Origin of the sequence: Acetobacter oryzifermentans (genome assembly GCF_001628715.1) — a bacterium.
In the GTDB taxonomy this organism is placed as follows: Bacteria; Pseudomonadota; Alphaproteobacteria; order Acetobacterales; family Acetobacteraceae; genus Acetobacter; species Acetobacter oryzifermentans.
In genome coordinates this window covers 1,767,501-1,782,897 of the sequence record NZ_CP011120.1, presented here as the reverse complement: position 1 = coordinate 1,782,897, position 15,397 = coordinate 1,767,501, and the positions used below count along the sequence as shown (strand labels likewise).

Sequence of the window (15,397 nt, the reverse complement as noted above, 5' to 3'; positions counted from 1 at the left end):
TTATTCCACGGTGACAGATTTTGCCAGATTACGTGGTTGATCTACATCTGTGCCTTTCAGCACAGCAACTTCATAAGCCAACATTTGCACCGGAATGGTTTGCAGAATGGGGGCTACAAAATCATGCACGTGGGGCAGAACCACCATCTGTTCTGCAATAGCAGATACACGTTCAGCACCTTTGGTATCCGTAAACACCAGTAGGCGGCCACCACGTGCTTTGGCTTCTTGCAGGTTGGAAAGTGTTTTTTCAAACAACGCGTTTGATGGCACTGTGGCGACAATTGGCACTGTGCGATCAATAAGGGAAATTGGCCCGTGCTTCATTTCACCAGCTGCATAAGCTTCTGCGTGAATGTAGGAAATTTCCTTCAGCTTGAGCGCACCTTCCATGGCAACGGGGAACATGCTGCCACGGCCCAGATACAGAACATCACGTGCTTCCACCACAAGCTGGGCCATGGCACGAATAGCGTCTGTTTGGTTGAACACTTCTGCTGCGCGGCTGGGGAGATCTAACAGGGCGCTTACCAGATGTTCTTCTGCCAGCGTATCCAGCTTGCCGCGTGCACGGGCAGTGGCAATGGTCAGGCACGCTAATACGGTTAACTGAGCGGTAAAAGCCTTAGTGGATGCCACAGAAATTTCCGGGCCAGCCACGGTGCCCAGCACAACATCACTTTCCCGCGCCATGGTGCTGTGTTCAACATTCAGCACGGAAACAATGTGAATCGCTTTTTCACGTAGGCTACGCAAGGCCGCCAGTGTATCTGCTGTTTCCCCAGATTGAGAAATCAACAGCCCCAAGGACCCTTCCGTTAGCGGCGGGTTGCGGTAACGCATCTCGCTGGCAACATCTATATCCACTGGCAAGCGGGCAATTTCTTCCAGCCAGTAGCGGCCAATCATCCCTGCAAAAAAGGCAGACCCACAAGCGGTAATAACTGCGCGTGGCACTTTTGCCAGATCAAAAGGCAGTTCAGGTAAAAGAACGCGACGAGAAGCCGGATCCACCATGCGCTGCAAGGTCTGGCCGATTACCAACGGATGTTCGTGCAGCTCTTTTTCCATGTAGTGGCGGTAACCATCTTTGCCGATGGAACCAGCCGCTAGAGCAGTAAGCTGGATAGTGCGTTCAACAGGCACACCATCAAAGTTCATGAACTCTGCACCCTTCGGGGTGATAACCACGCAATCCCCATCTTCCATGTAGGCGATGCGACGGGTCAGCGGGGCCAGAGCCAGTGAATCAGAGCCCAGAAACATTTCATCTTCGCCAAAACCCACAGCCAGAGGGGCGCTGTGGCATGCGCCAATCATCAGCCCTTCGTGGCCAGCAAAAATTATGGCAACGGCATATGCGCCTTCTAGGCGGCGCAGTGCATGCAGGGCCGCTTCTTTGGGTTCTAACCCCTGTTGCAGATGGTAATCTACCAGCAGGGCGATGGTTTCGCTGTCGGTTTCTGTTTCAAAAACCTGACCAGCAGCTTCCAGATCACTGCGTAGGGTTTCAAAGTTTTCGATAATGCCATTATGCACAATGGCCACGCGCTCGGTACCATGGGGGTGGGCATTGCAAGCTGTAGGGGCGCCATGTGTGGCCCAGCGGGTATGCCCAATGCCGGTGGTGCCGGGCAAAGGTTCCTTTTTTAGCAATGCGGCAAGGTTATCCAGTTTACCTGCCGCACGGCGGCGTTCAACACGCCCATCTACTAAAGTGGCAATACCTGCGGAATCATAGCCCCGATATTCCAACCGGCGCAGGCCTTCAAAAACAATAGGGGTGGCATGCCTTCGGCCAACAACGCCGCAGATCCCACACATCAGCCGTTTTCCTTTTTTGCTTGCAGGCGCTCTTTAAAAAGCCTGCCCATTTCTGCTTTATTCACTTGCTGTGCCCGGCCAAAAGCCAGAGCTTCATCTGGCACATTTTTTGTAATGACACTGCCAGCGGCCACCAGCGCGTTGTCTCCAATAGTAACGGGTGCCACAAGAATGGAATCCGAGCCGATAAAGGCTTTCTCTCCAATCGTGGTGGTGTGTTTGAACACGCCATCATAGTTGCAGGTAATAGTGCCTGCGCCAATATTGGTGTGGCTGCCGATTTCGGCATTACCCAGATAGGTAAGATGATTGGCTTTGGAACCTTCGCCCAGTGTTGTGGCCTTGAGTTCAACAAAGTTGCCAACCCGTGCAGAAGCGCCAATGGTGGAGCCTTCCCGAATACGCGCATAAGGGCCAACAATCGCATTGGCCTGCACTTCGCACCCCTCAAGATGGCTAAAGGCGCGAATAACAGCACCACTTTGCACAGTTACGCCAGGGCCAAAGAACACGTTAGGTTCTATTAACACATCAGCTTCAATCTGCGTATCAGCACTTAGAAACACAGTTTCTGGTGCAACTAACGTTACACCATTTTCCATGGCTTTATTGCGTAGGCGTGTTTGCAGGGCAGCTTCTGCCTGAGCCAGTTCTGCACGAGAGTTTACGCCACGCAGTTCATCTTCTGCAGCTTCTACCGCGCGTACCTGCACGCTATCGGCTACAGCCAGATCTACTACGTCTGTCAGATAATATTCGCCCTTGGCGTTATCATTGCGCACGTTATGAAGCCAGCGGCGGAAATCTACGGCATCTGCGCACAATACACCGGCATTGCATAGGTCAATCGCGCGTTCTTCTGGCGTGGCGTCTGCCCATTCTACAATACGTTCCACATTGCCATTTTGGGCAACAACGCGGCCATATCGTGCAGGATCAGCCGGGCGCATGGCTAACAATGCCAAGCCCACATCTGGCTTGCGGCGCTCTTCCAACAAACGATTAAGTGTTTCAGCCGAAATCAGCGGGTTATCTGCATACAGCACAGCCACATCGCCATCACCAAACCAGGCTTCGGCCTGCAAGGCCGCGTGAGCAGTGCCCAAGCGTTCTTGTTGCACAACCACTGGATAGGGAGCCGCCAACTCGGCAACCTCTTCCATGTCTGGGCCGATTACAACAACCAGCCTGTCAAAAACCTCCGCTGCATTGGCAAGTAGATGTGCCAGCATTGGTCGGCCACCAAGAGATTGCATGGCTTTAGGGCGGGAGGACTTCATGCGGGTGCCCAGTCCGGCGGCCAGAAGAACCGCCGTGGCAGGACGTGGTGCGGAAATAGACGTCATAACAGCATGCGGTAAGCCAAGCTCCGGCATGTGTCAAACGTCTCCCCATCGGAAAACAAACATGCCAATATCATAAAAGTTTTCAGATATTTACTCGGCAAGGAAAAACCGCATGTTCACACCTCGTCTTGCTGTTTTTGATATGGACGGCACGTTGCTTGATTCCGTACCGGATCTGGCGGCGTGCAGCCGGGAATTACTGGAAATATGCCATCTTCCCCCCCTGACAGATGCAGAGGTGCGTACCATGATAGGCAATGGCGTGCCCACCTTGGTGCAACGCGTTCTGGATGCAGGACATAAAAAGCTGAAGGCCATAACGTCGCAGCCATATGTTTTACCGTTTACGGAGGCCGAAGCTGTGCAGAAGTTTATGGAGCTTTACACGCCACGGGCTACACGGCTTTCACGTCTGTTTCCCGGCACACAGCAGGCATTGGAGCAGTTGAAAAGTGCCGGGTGGTTGCTGGCTGTATGTACCAACAAGCCGGAGGTGGCTGCCCAGCGTATTTTAGACAATTTTGGCCTAACGTCACTTTTTGCAGCAATAGGCGGAGGTGACAGTTTTGCCGCCCATAAACCAGATCCGGCCCATTTACTGGGCACAATCAAACAGGCTGGCGGAGAGGTTTCGCGTAGTGTGATGATTGGGGATATGCCGCCAGATTGTGGGGCCGCGACTGGTGCTGGCGTAAGGTTTGTGTTTGCCGCGTGGGGCTATGGTTCCAGCGCATTGGCAGCACAGGCAGATGCTCAAGCGGGCAGCATGATGGATATTCCATCGGTACTGCCTGCGTTACTGCCCGCTTAAGTGTGAAAAGAAATTATTTTCCGGGTGTTTTTGTAACGGAACACGTTGGAAGAGTAGAGGCAAGCTCTTCCGCCAGCACAACATCGGCAGGTTTATCTACATCTACAGCAGCGCGGCCATCAGAAAGTGGAACAAGTTCTGCTTTTGCACTGGTGAGATGATAGATGCGCCGGTAAAGCGCGCGCCGTGTCAGCTTGCCACAGAGGGCGCGCAGCAGAATGCTCAGCCCTAAAAGCCAAGCAATCCGTAAAGGATGCTTGCGGTTTTTTTCTACATGCTGCCACAGGTCTGCCACGCGGGCAGAAACAGATGTGCGGAATAAAAATAGGTTACAGCCAGAAAAAGACAGATCAGCAAGCCGAATATAGGTACGCTGCGTGTTGGGTACATCCCGCTTTACGGTTGCTTCTGTTGCAACAGCAACGGCAAGGTCAGCTTGCGTATGGCTCTCGCTCAGCAGTTCTTGCACCCAGCTTGGCTGGAGTAGGGCATTATCTGCCGTGGTTACCAGCAAAGGCGTGCCATAGCGCGCAAGGCCAGCCAATACGCTGGCACTTGGGCCTTCAGGCCGCGCCGGAATAACATCTATTCCTGCGGGTAAGATAGACGCAATAATCTGTGGGTTTTCAATACAAACAGCAATGCGGGTGATTTGAGGCACCTGCTGCAGCGCATCAATTACCCTCAAGAGCATAGGCACCCCACCAATAGGCAGGAGTGCTTTGTGAGAAACGCCCCCGGCCAATGCAACCGGGTCTGGCTTGCCGGGGCGAGAACCTGCCAGAATAAAAGCTGTTATGCTTTGAGAGGAAGCGGTCATGCCGCTTTCCTGTTCTCCGCAGGGCGTGCACCATCGGGGCGATCACGCGGGGGAGCGCCCGTCAACTCCATGACCCACGGATACTGTTGGGCTTCCTTAACATCGTAACCCAGATTAAAAACCGTGGGGCTGCGGGAGCGGGCTTTAGCATCTAGATAATATGAGCCAAACATCCGATCCACCACAAAGCTGGTAATGCCGAAGTTGCCATCCTCATCATGGAAATGGTGCAGCACATGGCGCGCTTTCATGCGCTGGATCCAACTTGCGCGTGGCTTGTAGTTAAGGTGCTGGATGCAGTGGAAGAATTCGTAAATGCAGGTAATGGCAACGCCTGTGCCAAATGCCGTGGCTGCAGCGCCAATCCCGCCAATAAGGTACCCAATAGGAATGGTGACAGCCCCAATGGTCGGCAGTGTTGTAGCAGGTGCGCCAAACAGAACATCCAGCAGATGCGGGTCCTGATGATGGTCAAAATGGATGCGCTTCCACAGAGCGGCCGTCCACTTCATTTTATACAGGATACGCCCATGTAGCACGTAGCGGTGCAGTAGGTACCATACCACTGGATACACAACAACAACGGCGACCATAGAAACCAGCGTTGGCCACCAACCTGCAAAAAAATACGCAGCCAGCGCAGCAGAAGCAATAACCAGCGCAAAATAGAGCAGGATGGTTGGGTAGGTAAGATATGCCACCCAAAGCTGCCTGAGGTTCATTTTCCCCAGATCAAAGCTGCGTCCGGTTTTAAGCGACGAGTTATTTAGCGTTCCGCTCATCGTGTTTCATTCCTCAGGAGCACAGTAATGGCTCCCAGTGTGAAAATAATCAGTGCGGGTATGGTAGCAATTGCTGGCGGTAGCAAGCCCGCATTCCCCATTGCGCGTAGCATACCCTGCACAATAATAAACAACAGCCCGCAGCCCAAGCACCATACTGGTACCCAACTGCGCGTTCCTGTCCGTGGAGGGATATAGATTGTGGGCAGCGCAATCAACAAAAGAACAAGTAAGGAGGCCGGACGCAAGAAGCGTTCAAGTAGCCCAGCTTCCAGAAAACCGGGGCTGGTATGGGATGGTAGGTGCCCTTGTAGCATGCCCAGAATGGTGGTGGAAGAAAGCGGCGGATTTTCGGCAGACAGGCGGATAAACTCCCACGGGTGCAGGCTTGTGTCCCAACTCATGTTCTGAACAGAAGGCAGGCGCGTGGTTTTTTCGCCTTCCACGGTAATGCTATCAACATTGTGCAGCAGCCAGCCGCGCGTATGTGTGTAATCAGCAGATTTGGCGTGGAGAATCTGTTGTAACCGTCCGTTGGCATCACGGATATAGATATCCACCTTGGCCAGCATATTGCCGCCATCCGATGTATAGCCAATATGGGCAATACGGTTGCCATCATGAAACCAGAAGGCGTGCCCATTTTCTGGATGTGGGTCTGTACGGTTCCACCATGCGGCCAATGCCTGCTCAGACCGGGGCGTAACCTGATCATCCAGCACAACGCCTGCAAAGCCGATTACCAGAGTGGCGGGGATAAGGTATTTATACAGGCCAAAAGTAGAAAGGCCACAAGCTCGCAGGATGGCAATTTCGCTGGCCAATGTCATTTGGGTGAGCATCAGCAGCGCGCCAATCAACACACTTAATGGAAGTGCGCCTGCCAGCAGAAATGGTGCACGCATGGCCGCAAAGCTGAGAATGCCCTGTACGCCTAAGTGCCGTTGTAAAATAGGAGTGGTTTGTTCAAGCAGGGCCAGAATTTCAAGAAGCCCGACGAGAACGGCGCCACAAAAAATCACGCGCGTAAGCAACGCCATGGAAAGATAGCGGAGAAGAACGTGGCGGGGCATGCTTGAAGATTGGCTCATGGCAAGGCTTTTTGGGCAGATGAGCGGGAACGCCAGACTTTTAACACCTGAAAGGTGCCTGATTTATAAAGTAGCAGCAACGTACAGCCTACAATAAAGACCAACGAAGGCCCCCAGATCAGCAGGAGCGATGCCTTTTTTGTAGCCACCATGCTGTGGCCAAACTGGATGATGTGGTCAAACCCAACCATAATAATAAAGGCCAGAGGCAGACCGGCATTGTTGCGTTGGCGCTTGCGCATAAGAGCCAGAGAGGCCGCCAATAGGGGAATAAAAGGCACAGTAAGGCTGCGCGCCATACGAAAATGCACTTCAGAACGCATATGAGGGCGGGAAATGGAAGGGTCATGCCGAATGAGGCGGCCAACCAGTTCTGGGGATGTCAGCTCTCGTTCATCCTCGCCGCGCGTGCGGAAAGGAGAGACGTGCGAGGCATGTGTAAGGTAGCGCGTAGAATGATCAAACGTGACCAGACTGGGCACGCCATCCCCTTTATCCGTGACAATCACGCCATGGGTAAGATCAATCTCAACAGTTTCACCATCCAAACCGATGCGGATATGCCCGTTGCGCGCCGTAATATCGCGTTCCTGCTGCTCAGAAAGATCGCGGATAAAAACATTTTCCAGATCAGAGCCGCTTTGGGAGACCTTATCCGCAACAATGGTCAGTTGAGATGAAGGGCTGGCAAACATGCGAGGCTGCAAACGTGGCGCCCAGCCTGTGTGGCTGGCAATGTAAAAGGTTGAACGGAAATCATACCGTGCATGAGGCTGGATAAAGCCATAAAGCAGAAAGGAAAGAATACCCAAGATAATGCCCAGTTGGATATAGGGGCGCGTAATCCGCAGTAGTGAAAGGCCACTGCTGTTGATGGCATCAATTTCTTCATTCTGGCTCATGCGGCGGATCACGGTAAACACCGCTACGCAAAGTGCGGCCGGAATAGCCAAGCCAAGGTAATGGGGCAGCAAGGCCGCCAGCAGACCAATAAATATGCCAATATGGTTGTTGCCCGCTGCCAGCAGATTGAACAGCACCAAAAGGCGTTCAAGTATCAGGGCAATCATCACAACAGACAGCGCCACCAAAAAAGGCGGCATAACCTGAGCAATCAGGTAGCGGTCTAATGTGCCGGGGCGAAGCAAAGCTACAATCCGGCGCAGGAAAGGCACATTGAGCATGCGGGTTGTCATAGCGAGGTTGCGGGCAAAAGGCGATGCGCACTGCACACACGCCTCATTTGGCTATCTTGCAAGCTTCCATCTGGCATTAAGCTGCGGTGCTGAATGGTGATTTGCCAGATATCGGGCTGTTTGTGCACGGAAATAGCATTCCACCCCGCACTTTTTTCCGGTTCATCCGCAATGTGGGACGCAGAGGTGCTGCTGACAGCCAGAATATCTGTGCCCGGAAGAGTGGTGATTTGCGCACGATGAGAATGCCCGTAAAGCACAAGTTCAGCACCTTCTGCACGCAATACGTCTTGAAACGCTAGGAAATCATCCAGCCCTTTGCGGCGGCTGACAATGCCTTGCGCCGGAGGGTGATGGAGTAGCACAATCCGGCATAATCCCATAACGCGGGTGCGGCGCAACAGATCCGCCAAAAGCACAAGCTGGGTTTGCCCGGCCTTGCCAGACGCCAAAAAGGGTAAGGTGGGAACGGCCGTGTTGACCCCAATAAGGACAATATGATCTTTTACCAGCAATGAAGGGGCTGCCGGTTCAGACTGCGTGCTACTATGTAGCCATTCGGCCCAGAGAGCCTGTTTGGTAGCGCTATTCTCTTTTATCAGCGCATCATGATTGCCGGGAATAAGCAGTGTAGGGGGCAAATCTTGCTGTAAAAGCCACTGCCGTGCGTGCTGAAATTCTTTGAGCAAACCCAGATTGGTCAGATCCCCCGTTAGGGCAACCATATCTGGGTGAAAGTGGCGGATATCCCGCATGATTGACTGCAAAGCCGGTAATTTATGCAGGTGCCTGCGCCGCAGTTGCCAAGACAACAAACTGAGGATGCGCTTGAAGCAGATTTCCTTAAAAGAAGGCAAGCCGACAAGTGGCAGATGTGGGTCAGACAGATGGGCGATATGAACGCAGGACAAGAAAAACACATCTCCGGTGACGGTGTATGGCCCCACGGCATGTGACAAGAGCCATAACAGCCTTTATACCATCGCCCGTAGCCGGGGCAAAAGGCGCTGGCGTTTTTGTTTGTTTATAGCAAGAGTGCTGAATGTCCGATCGTTTTGCCCTGATTTACAATCCTCGTAGCCGTCGGAATTTGAAGGCAGATCCCAAGTATCTGGCGCTGGCGGGCAAAATGTTGGGGCCTTTGTTCTGCTCCCCTAGAACGCATGCTGCATTAAGGCAGCAGGTTTATGCCCTCTTACAGCAAAAAATAAGCTGTCTGGTTGTGGATGGGGGAGACGGCACAGTTGGGAATGTTCTGAGCGCACTTTATACCTCATCCTGCCCGCCAGAGCAGTGGCCAAGTATTGTTGTGTTGCCCTCTGGCAATACTAACCTGATTGCCACAGATGTTGGTTTTGGTAAGCGTGGGGTTGAGGCATTACAGATTTTGCAGGCCCGTCTGGCATCCGGACGCCTTCTTTCCGATGTGCGGCGCAGGCAGCCTTTGGTGGTAATGCGTAACGGGCAGAAAGAAGGGGCTTCTCTAGGCTTTTTTGGTGGTTTGGGTGCTTTTGGGCGTGGGATTGAAATCGCGCATGACCCCAAAATCCTGAAAAATTATTCGCATGATGCTGCGGTTATGGCGACATTGTTTGTAACGGCTTGGCAGTTGCTAAGCCCGAAGCATAGGCGAGGATGGCTGGAAGGTACAAAAGTTACAGTAGAGCGGGATGGTGAGGTATTGCCTGAGCAGAATCATTTTCTGTTTTTATGCACCGCTTTGCATCGGCTGCCCCACGGTATCTGGCCATTCTGGCAGAATCTGACAGAAGCAGACCGAGGTATTAGTTATCTGGATGTTGCGGCTTTTCCCCCTCATTTAGGGCGTGCAGTCTGGAATTTGTTGCGGGGGAAAGCGCCGCAATGGTTACGGCAAGATGCAGCTTATCATAGTGGTTCGGCAACCGAATTGGTGTTGCGTACGGATCAATCCTTTATTCTGGATGGTGAGGTTTTGCCGCCTGGGGAAGATGGCAAACTGACTGTTTCTGCGGGGCCCGTGGTTTCTTTTGTGCATGTTTAAAGCATTCTGGTGGAAAAGCAGTTCATGAAGGGTATTCGGTCGGGGCAGAAAGAAATTTTCACCCTTACAGAGCAAGAACTGCATACGCCTGTATCCCCTTTGGTGACGGAATTTGTGCGTAATCTTTTGGGCACAGCGCAACCATTAGGGGTCTTGTTTTATGGGTCTGGTCTACGGGGTGGGATTCAAGATGATACCCTGCTGGATTTTTATATTATCGTAGAAAAGCAGATGGACTGGCCCAGAGCGTGGCTTTCCTGTCTGGCAAATGCCACTTTGCCCCCTAACGTGGAATATCATGAATACAGGGTAGGGGAGCATCTGCTAAGGGCCAAAGTTGCTATTTTGTCTCTCGCGCAGTTTCGTTCCCTAACGCGCACCCAAACATTGGATACCACTGTTTGGGCGCGCTTTTCTCAGCCTGTTCGGTTGGTATGGTGGCGGGATAACGAAGCCCAAGAAGCATTGCACGCTTGTGTTATGCGGGCGGTATTGACTGCGGCATGGTGGGCCGCACAACTTGGCCCGGCTTCAGGCGGCGTTCTGGATTATTGGAATACCTTGTACCGCAATACTTATCGTGTTGAATTGCGGGTTGAAAAAGCGGGCCGCGGGCAAAGCATTGTAGATGCTTATATGCAGCGTTATGCGCAGCTTTTACTGCCGTGTTGGCAAGTGCTGGGTATTCCGTATAAGTCTCAAGATCAGATTGTAACGCCGCAAATCCCACAGGAACAAAAGCAACATGCCATTCAAAAATGGACATTACGTGCGTCTTGCGGTCGGCCTTTAAATATTCTGCGCTTACTTAAGGCAGCTTATACATTTACAGGTGGGGCACGTTACGCGGTATGGAAAGTTCAACGCCATAGCGGGATAGAAGTGCCGCTTTCTTCATTTGCAGAAAAACACCCCTTACTGGCAGCGCCGCCAATTGTTTGGCGGTTGTGGCGGCAAGGGGCATTTAAACGTAAATAGGGGTTTTAGGCTGCTGTGGGTGCTGGTGTTACGCCAACTTCTGCGGCAGCCTGCCGGAATATGGCAATGGCCTGAGCAATCTGCTCTGGCGTATGAGTGGCCATTACGGAACAACGCAGCAAGGGGCGTGAATCTGGCGTTGCCGGGGGAAGGCTAAGGTTGACGTAAACACCAAGTTCCAGAAGCCTGTTCCACATGGGAATAGCTTCTTCAGCAGTTTCCAGCGTAACTGCAATAACAGGGGTAGCCTGTTTACTCGCATTTAGCCCGATATCTACAAAACCAGCATGGAGTTGCTGAGCATTGGCCATAAGCTGTTTACGCAGTTCTGGATGAGCCTGCATATCGCTCAAGGCTGCCGTTGTTGCAGCAATAACCTCTGGTGGAAGAGATGCCGTAAACATATATGGGCGGCAATTCAGGCGTACAAATTCCAGCTCAGGATGATCGGATACGCAGTAACCCCCAACAGTGCCGAGGCTTTTTGAAAATGTGCCGACAATAAAGTCTACATCAGCTTCCACACCGTCGGCTTCAGCCGCACCGCGTCCGTTTTCACCCAATACCCCAAAGGAATGGGCTTCATCTACCAGAAGATATGCACCAGTTTCTTTTTTAACGGCTACAAATTCTGCAATCGGGGCCACATTGCCTGTCATGGAATAAATGCCTTCAACCACAATCAGCTTGGCACCGGGGGTGCCATCCATGCGTTTCAGGCGTTTATAAAGATTATCCGGGTCATTATGGCGGAAACGAATAACTTCTGCAGCACTCAGGCGGCTACCATCATAAATGCTGGCATGGCTATCAGCGTCCAGAAACAGATGGTCGTCTTTGCCTGCAAGCGTGGAAATAATGCCTAAGTTAGCCTGATAACCCGTAGAAAAAACCATGGCATCACGGCGGCCAAAAAACGCGGCAATATCTTTTTCAAGCTGCCGGTGGAGAGACTGCGTGCCATTTGCAATGCGCGAGCCCGTGGTGCCAACGCCGCAAGTCGCAGCAGCTTGTTGGGCGGCCCGAATGGCATTTTTGGATTGGCTCAGGCCTAAATAATTATTGGTACCGAAAAGAAGCGTTTCCCGACCTTCAATAATTCCAACAGTTGAAGATACAGGTTTTTCAATAACAACAGCAAAAGGGTTGCGGCCACCTACGGCGACTACAGAACCCAGCGCGCCTGCCGTACCTTCAAATTTGGAAAATAGTGATGTCATCCACGCTCACCCTTTGTTTTTCAGAGCGACAATGCATGCGGCAAGGTCATTAATCGTCCGGATATCGGCAAGTTTGTCGAGCGGGATGGAAACATCCAAGCTATCTTCAACTTCCATAACGAAGTTCATGACGGCCAAAGAATCAAACGCAAGATCTTCCATGATCTTGCAGTTACCATCAATGTCACGCGGAACCTTCGGGTTGGCGAGGAGCTTTTGAATGATCAGCGCGGAAACGCTTTCAACGGTTTCGCTCATGTCGGATCCTTCATCCCTTAAGGGCGTTTGTTTTATGCCGAGCTTGTGCTCGCAGTGCCGCCTTATGGGTGAAAAAGGCCAGTTTGACCAGCCTTTCTCATCATAAACGGGCTATAAAATCCTGTAGGCCGGTCAGGCGACTTCAGACTGCTGCTCAAACGCGCCGCTTAGATACATGGTACGGGCTTTGGCGCGTGTAAGTTTGCCCGAAGATGTCTGCGGCAGCGCATGTGGTGGCACCAATACAACAGAAACTTCTACCCCATGGAGGCGGCGGAACAAGCTGGCGGCTTCGGCTCTCAGTTTCTCACGCGTGTCTGAGGCAGAAGCGCGGCACTGAATAAGAGCCACGATTTCCTCATGGTCACCCTTTTCCAGAGAGAAAACAGCCACATCTCGGCTGCGAAGGACAGGAATATGCGTTTCGGCAGACCATTCCAGATCCTGTGGCCAGATGTTGCGGCCATTAATAATAATCAAGTCTTTGGCGCGGCCAGTGACAACTATCTGCCCATTGAGCATGTAGCCCAGATCACCAGTGTTCAGCCAGTTGTCTGCGTCCAGCGTTTTGCTGCTTTCTTCCGGCATACGGAAGTAACCGCTCATCAGGCTGGGGCCACGTACATAAATAGTGCCAACTTCTCTGTCGCTCAGCACCCGGCCATAGCTATTCCGAACTTCCAGTTCATGTCCAGGCAGAACTTTCCCGCAAATCACAAAGGTGCGGCTTGGTGTGTCTGCACTGGCGGGTGGGCGCGCAATTCCTGTGCTTTCCAGCGCAGGAAGGTCAACCGTATCGGTTTCTATGCCTGTATCAAGCGGCGCAAAGCTGATGGCGAGCGTAGCTTCTGCCATACCATAGCTAGCTACAAATGCTTTTGGGCTAAAGCCAGCAGGGGCAAAGCGCGTAGCGAATTCATCCAGAATATGCGCGCGGATCATATCGCCACCAATGCCTGCAACCCGCCAGCAAGAGAGATCCAGCCCTTCGGATGCCGGGCGCCGGGCGCAAAGTTCATACCCAAAAGAGGGGCTGTAGGCGATGGTGCCACGGTTACGGCTGATCAGATCCAGCCATACATGCGGTCTGCGTGCGAATTCGCGCGTCGGCAGCAGGTCCACGCTCAACTGGCACGTCATGGGTGTCAGGAAGAAACCAACCAGACCCATATCATGATAGAGAGGAAGCCACGAAACGCAGCGATCCCCTGTTTCCTTAACCTGCAATCCATTGCGTGCAATCGAGGAAACATTCGCCATGCCGGAACGGTGGCTTACGCAAACCCCCATGGGGAAGCGTGTGCTGCCGGAAGAAAACTGAAGATATGAAAGGTTTTCTGGTTGAATATCCGGCAGCGGCATATCTGACACAGGGCGTGCCATAAGCTCAGCAGGTGGCCCAGCAAAAACAAGGCCCAAGCCCGTTACAATTTCGTCCGTCCAGCCTTCGATAATCTGCGGAATAATCACGGCGCTGGCTTGTGCGCTAGTAATCATACCCCGAAGAGTTTTCAGATAGGCTTCTTTGCCGCCAAAAGCGACTGGGAGGGGAAGAGGGGCCGCAACCAAACCAGCATACTGACAGCCAAAGAAGATGCGGGCAAAATCACCATCGCTTTCCGCCACAATGGCAACACGGTCTCCCGGTTGTAGGCCCATGCCCAAAAGGCGCAAAGCTGTATCAACAGCCTGCTGACGCAATACTTTATAGGGTAGGGCTTCTAGAAGTACGCCTTTGCCGGAATAAATGTTAAACCCGGCTTCGCCTTGAGCTGCATAGTCCAACGCTTCAGGAAATGTTGCAAAATCCCCGTACCGGCGTGGCTGACCAGATGCGGTAGAAACCGGTTGGAGGGTTTCATTTAAAGAGATTGCAGAAGCAGGGTTCATACTATTCATCAGCTGGCCATTCGAAGAAAATCAACAATTGCGTCGGCCCCTACCGGCGCAGTCGGTTCGTCCCCAACAAGGTCGAACGTGTCGCGTATATAATCTTTTTGCAGATTTACGAAAGCATTGTGCGACGAAAAGGCTTGTTCAATGTCTTCTCCTAGACTGTCAATAGTATTCAGCACAGATCCCAAAGACCAGAAGCGGTAATTTTCATCCCCCTCCCAATCAACATTGTGCGCATTCAGAAACATACAAGCGCGCGGCTTTACCAGAAATTCGGCAACTTGCGAACTCACATCGCCCAGATACATATCTGCGGTGGATGTGTACGTCATATCAATGCTGCGGGCACTACCGGTATCCACCAGCATGTGCGGATAATGCCCAAATGCACGTTCTAACTGCAATGCTTCGGCTTTTTTGTTGTCAAACAGCCGATAATGGGGCGCAAAGATAAGATTATAACGGTCTTGGTTAGCAAAATGTGTCAGCACATTCAGGCCCATTTTAGGCCAGGATGAGAGGCGCGTATTAAAATGTGGATTATAAAGGACAGTCGGGCGATTATTGTTAAATAGACGTAATGTCCGATGGCGCATCCGATGAACCATATCGAATTTGGCATAAACGCCAGTATGATAACAGCCAGGACGGATGGCACCTTGAGCTAAAAGCCGCTCTTCTATTTTGTGTCCAGCCATCAGCACGTAGTCGAATTTCTTTACGTCACGCGCAAAACCAATAGCCCGATCTCCGGCACCGTGGCGTGTCCATATCAGCCTTGGCTTATTTACCCCTAGCTTGCGCAGATAGAGTGAAGTGCGCTCGGGAACAACAATCCCCTGAAACGAAGAGAAATAATTCTTGTTAAAAAATAGGCTCGCCAGACGAAAAAAAGCGGTCTGCCCGTAGCGTTCAGTTTGGCGCCGAAGAAACTGAGGAAGGTGTAGAAGGCTGAACTGTACTTTCGATTCTGGATAATATGCGGCCAGTGAGCGCACATAATCCAGATGCGATTGTGTGGTGCAGGCAAGATGCACTTCAGCCTCGGGGTGACGGCTCGCAATTTCCATTGCAATCGGCAAAGAATGCAAGGTTTGGTGCGGCTGTGCGATGTAAGGGAAGAGAATGCGCATCTGTTAAATGTCATCCTTG

The 15,397-nt window shown here is 52.1% G+C and carries 14 protein-coding genes; 3 read left to right on the top strand and 11 right to left on the bottom strand.

Going from position 1 to position 15,397, the window contains the following annotated elements:
* Together glmS and glmU are read right to left on the bottom strand one after the other, a co-directional pair.
* On the bottom strand, positions 1–1,824 hold the full coding sequence (gene glmS, locus WG31_RS08385; RefSeq protein ID WP_063354240.1) for a glutamine--fructose-6-phosphate transaminase (isomerizing): 1,824 nt from the start codon (positions 1,822–1,824) through the stop codon (positions 1–3).
* Positions 1,824–3,200 carry a bifunctional UDP-N-acetylglucosamine diphosphorylase/glucosamine-1-phosphate N-acetyltransferase GlmU gene (gene glmU, locus WG31_RS08380; protein WP_063354239.1) on the bottom strand — a complete coding sequence of 459 codons (1,377 nt, stop codon included), beginning with the start codon at positions 3,198–3,200 and terminating at the stop codon, positions 1,824–1,826. Before glmU ends, glmS begins: the two co-directional genes overlap by 1 nt.
* Before the next feature lie 82 nt (positions 3,201–3,282).
* Between glmU and WG31_RS08375 the strand changes: the two genes are divergently transcribed.
* Positions 3,283–3,981 carry an HAD hydrolase-like protein gene (locus WG31_RS08375; RefSeq protein ID WP_063354238.1) on the top strand — a complete coding sequence of 233 codons (699 nt, stop codon included), beginning with the start codon at positions 3,283–3,285 and terminating at the stop codon, positions 3,979–3,981.
* Positions 3,982–3,994: 13 nt separating this feature from the next.
* On the opposite strand, the gene WG31_RS08370 is transcribed toward WG31_RS08375, so the two are convergent.
* The 5 genes from WG31_RS08370 to WG31_RS08350 are packed head-to-tail and all read right to left on the bottom strand — an operon-like array spanning position 3,995 to position 8,817.
* The gene (locus WG31_RS08370; RefSeq protein ID WP_063354237.1) at positions 3,995–4,801 is read right to left on the bottom strand and encodes a nucleotidyltransferase family protein; all 807 of its coding nucleotides are present in this window, start codon (positions 4,799–4,801) and stop codon (positions 3,995–3,997) included.
* Positions 4,798–5,583, bottom strand: a complete 786-nt coding sequence (locus WG31_RS08365) for a sterol desaturase family protein (RefSeq protein WP_063354236.1) — start codon at positions 5,581–5,583, stop codon at positions 4,798–4,800. Before WG31_RS08365 ends, WG31_RS08370 begins: the two co-directional genes overlap by 4 nt.
* Positions 5,580–6,674, bottom strand: coding sequence for an LptF/LptG family permease (locus tag WG31_RS08360; RefSeq protein WP_209439337.1), 1,095 nt, complete (start codon positions 6,672–6,674; stop codon positions 5,580–5,582). Before WG31_RS08360 ends, WG31_RS08365 begins: the two co-directional genes overlap by 4 nt.
* Positions 6,671–7,870 (bottom strand): LptF/LptG family permease, encoded by a 1,200-nt coding sequence (locus WG31_RS08355; protein ID WP_063354235.1) that lies wholly within the window; start codon positions 7,868–7,870, stop codon positions 6,671–6,673. Before WG31_RS08355 ends, WG31_RS08360 begins: the two co-directional genes overlap by 4 nt.
* Positions 7,867–8,817, bottom strand: a complete 951-nt coding sequence (locus tag WG31_RS08350; RefSeq protein ID WP_209439392.1) for a metallophosphoesterase family protein — start codon at positions 8,815–8,817, stop codon at positions 7,867–7,869. The genes WG31_RS08355 and WG31_RS08350 overlap by 4 nt, the downstream gene beginning before the upstream one ends.
* Positions 8,818–8,912: 95 nt before the next feature.
* Between WG31_RS08350 and WG31_RS08345 the strand changes: the two genes are divergently transcribed.
* Positions 8,913–9,893 carry a diacylglycerol/lipid kinase family protein gene (locus WG31_RS08345; protein ID WP_063354234.1) on the top strand — a complete coding sequence of 327 codons (981 nt, stop codon included), beginning with the start codon at positions 8,913–8,915 and terminating at the stop codon, positions 9,891–9,893.
* A 24-nt stretch (positions 9,894–9,917) separates the two neighbouring features.
* Positions 9,918–10,871, top strand: coding sequence for a hypothetical protein (locus WG31_RS08340; protein WP_063354233.1), 954 nt, complete (start codon positions 9,918–9,920; stop codon positions 10,869–10,871).
* 5 nt (positions 10,872–10,876) lie between these two features.
* Here the strand turns inward: WG31_RS08340 and spt are convergent, their stop codons facing one another.
* The 4 genes from spt to WG31_RS08320 form a co-directional block, all read right to left on the bottom strand.
* Positions 10,877–12,091, bottom strand: coding sequence for a serine palmitoyltransferase (gene spt / locus WG31_RS08335; protein WP_063354232.1), 1,215 nt, complete (start codon positions 12,089–12,091; stop codon positions 10,877–10,879).
* 6 nt (positions 12,092–12,097) lie between these two features.
* Entirely contained in the window at positions 12,098–12,349 is a 252-nt protein-coding gene (locus WG31_RS08330) for an acyl carrier protein (protein WP_003625320.1), read from the bottom strand.
* A gap of 132 nt (positions 12,350–12,481) precedes the next feature.
* Positions 12,482–14,248: a fatty acyl-AMP ligase gene (locus tag WG31_RS08325; protein WP_063354231.1), complete on the bottom strand. Its 1,767-nt coding sequence runs from the start codon at positions 14,246–14,248 to the stop codon at positions 12,482–12,484.
* Positions 14,248–15,378 (bottom strand): hypothetical protein, encoded by a 1,131-nt coding sequence (locus WG31_RS08320; RefSeq protein ID WP_063354230.1) that lies wholly within the window; start codon positions 15,376–15,378, stop codon positions 14,248–14,250. Before WG31_RS08320 ends, WG31_RS08325 begins: the two co-directional genes overlap by 1 nt.
* Between the last annotated feature and the right edge of the window lie 19 nt (positions 15,379–15,397).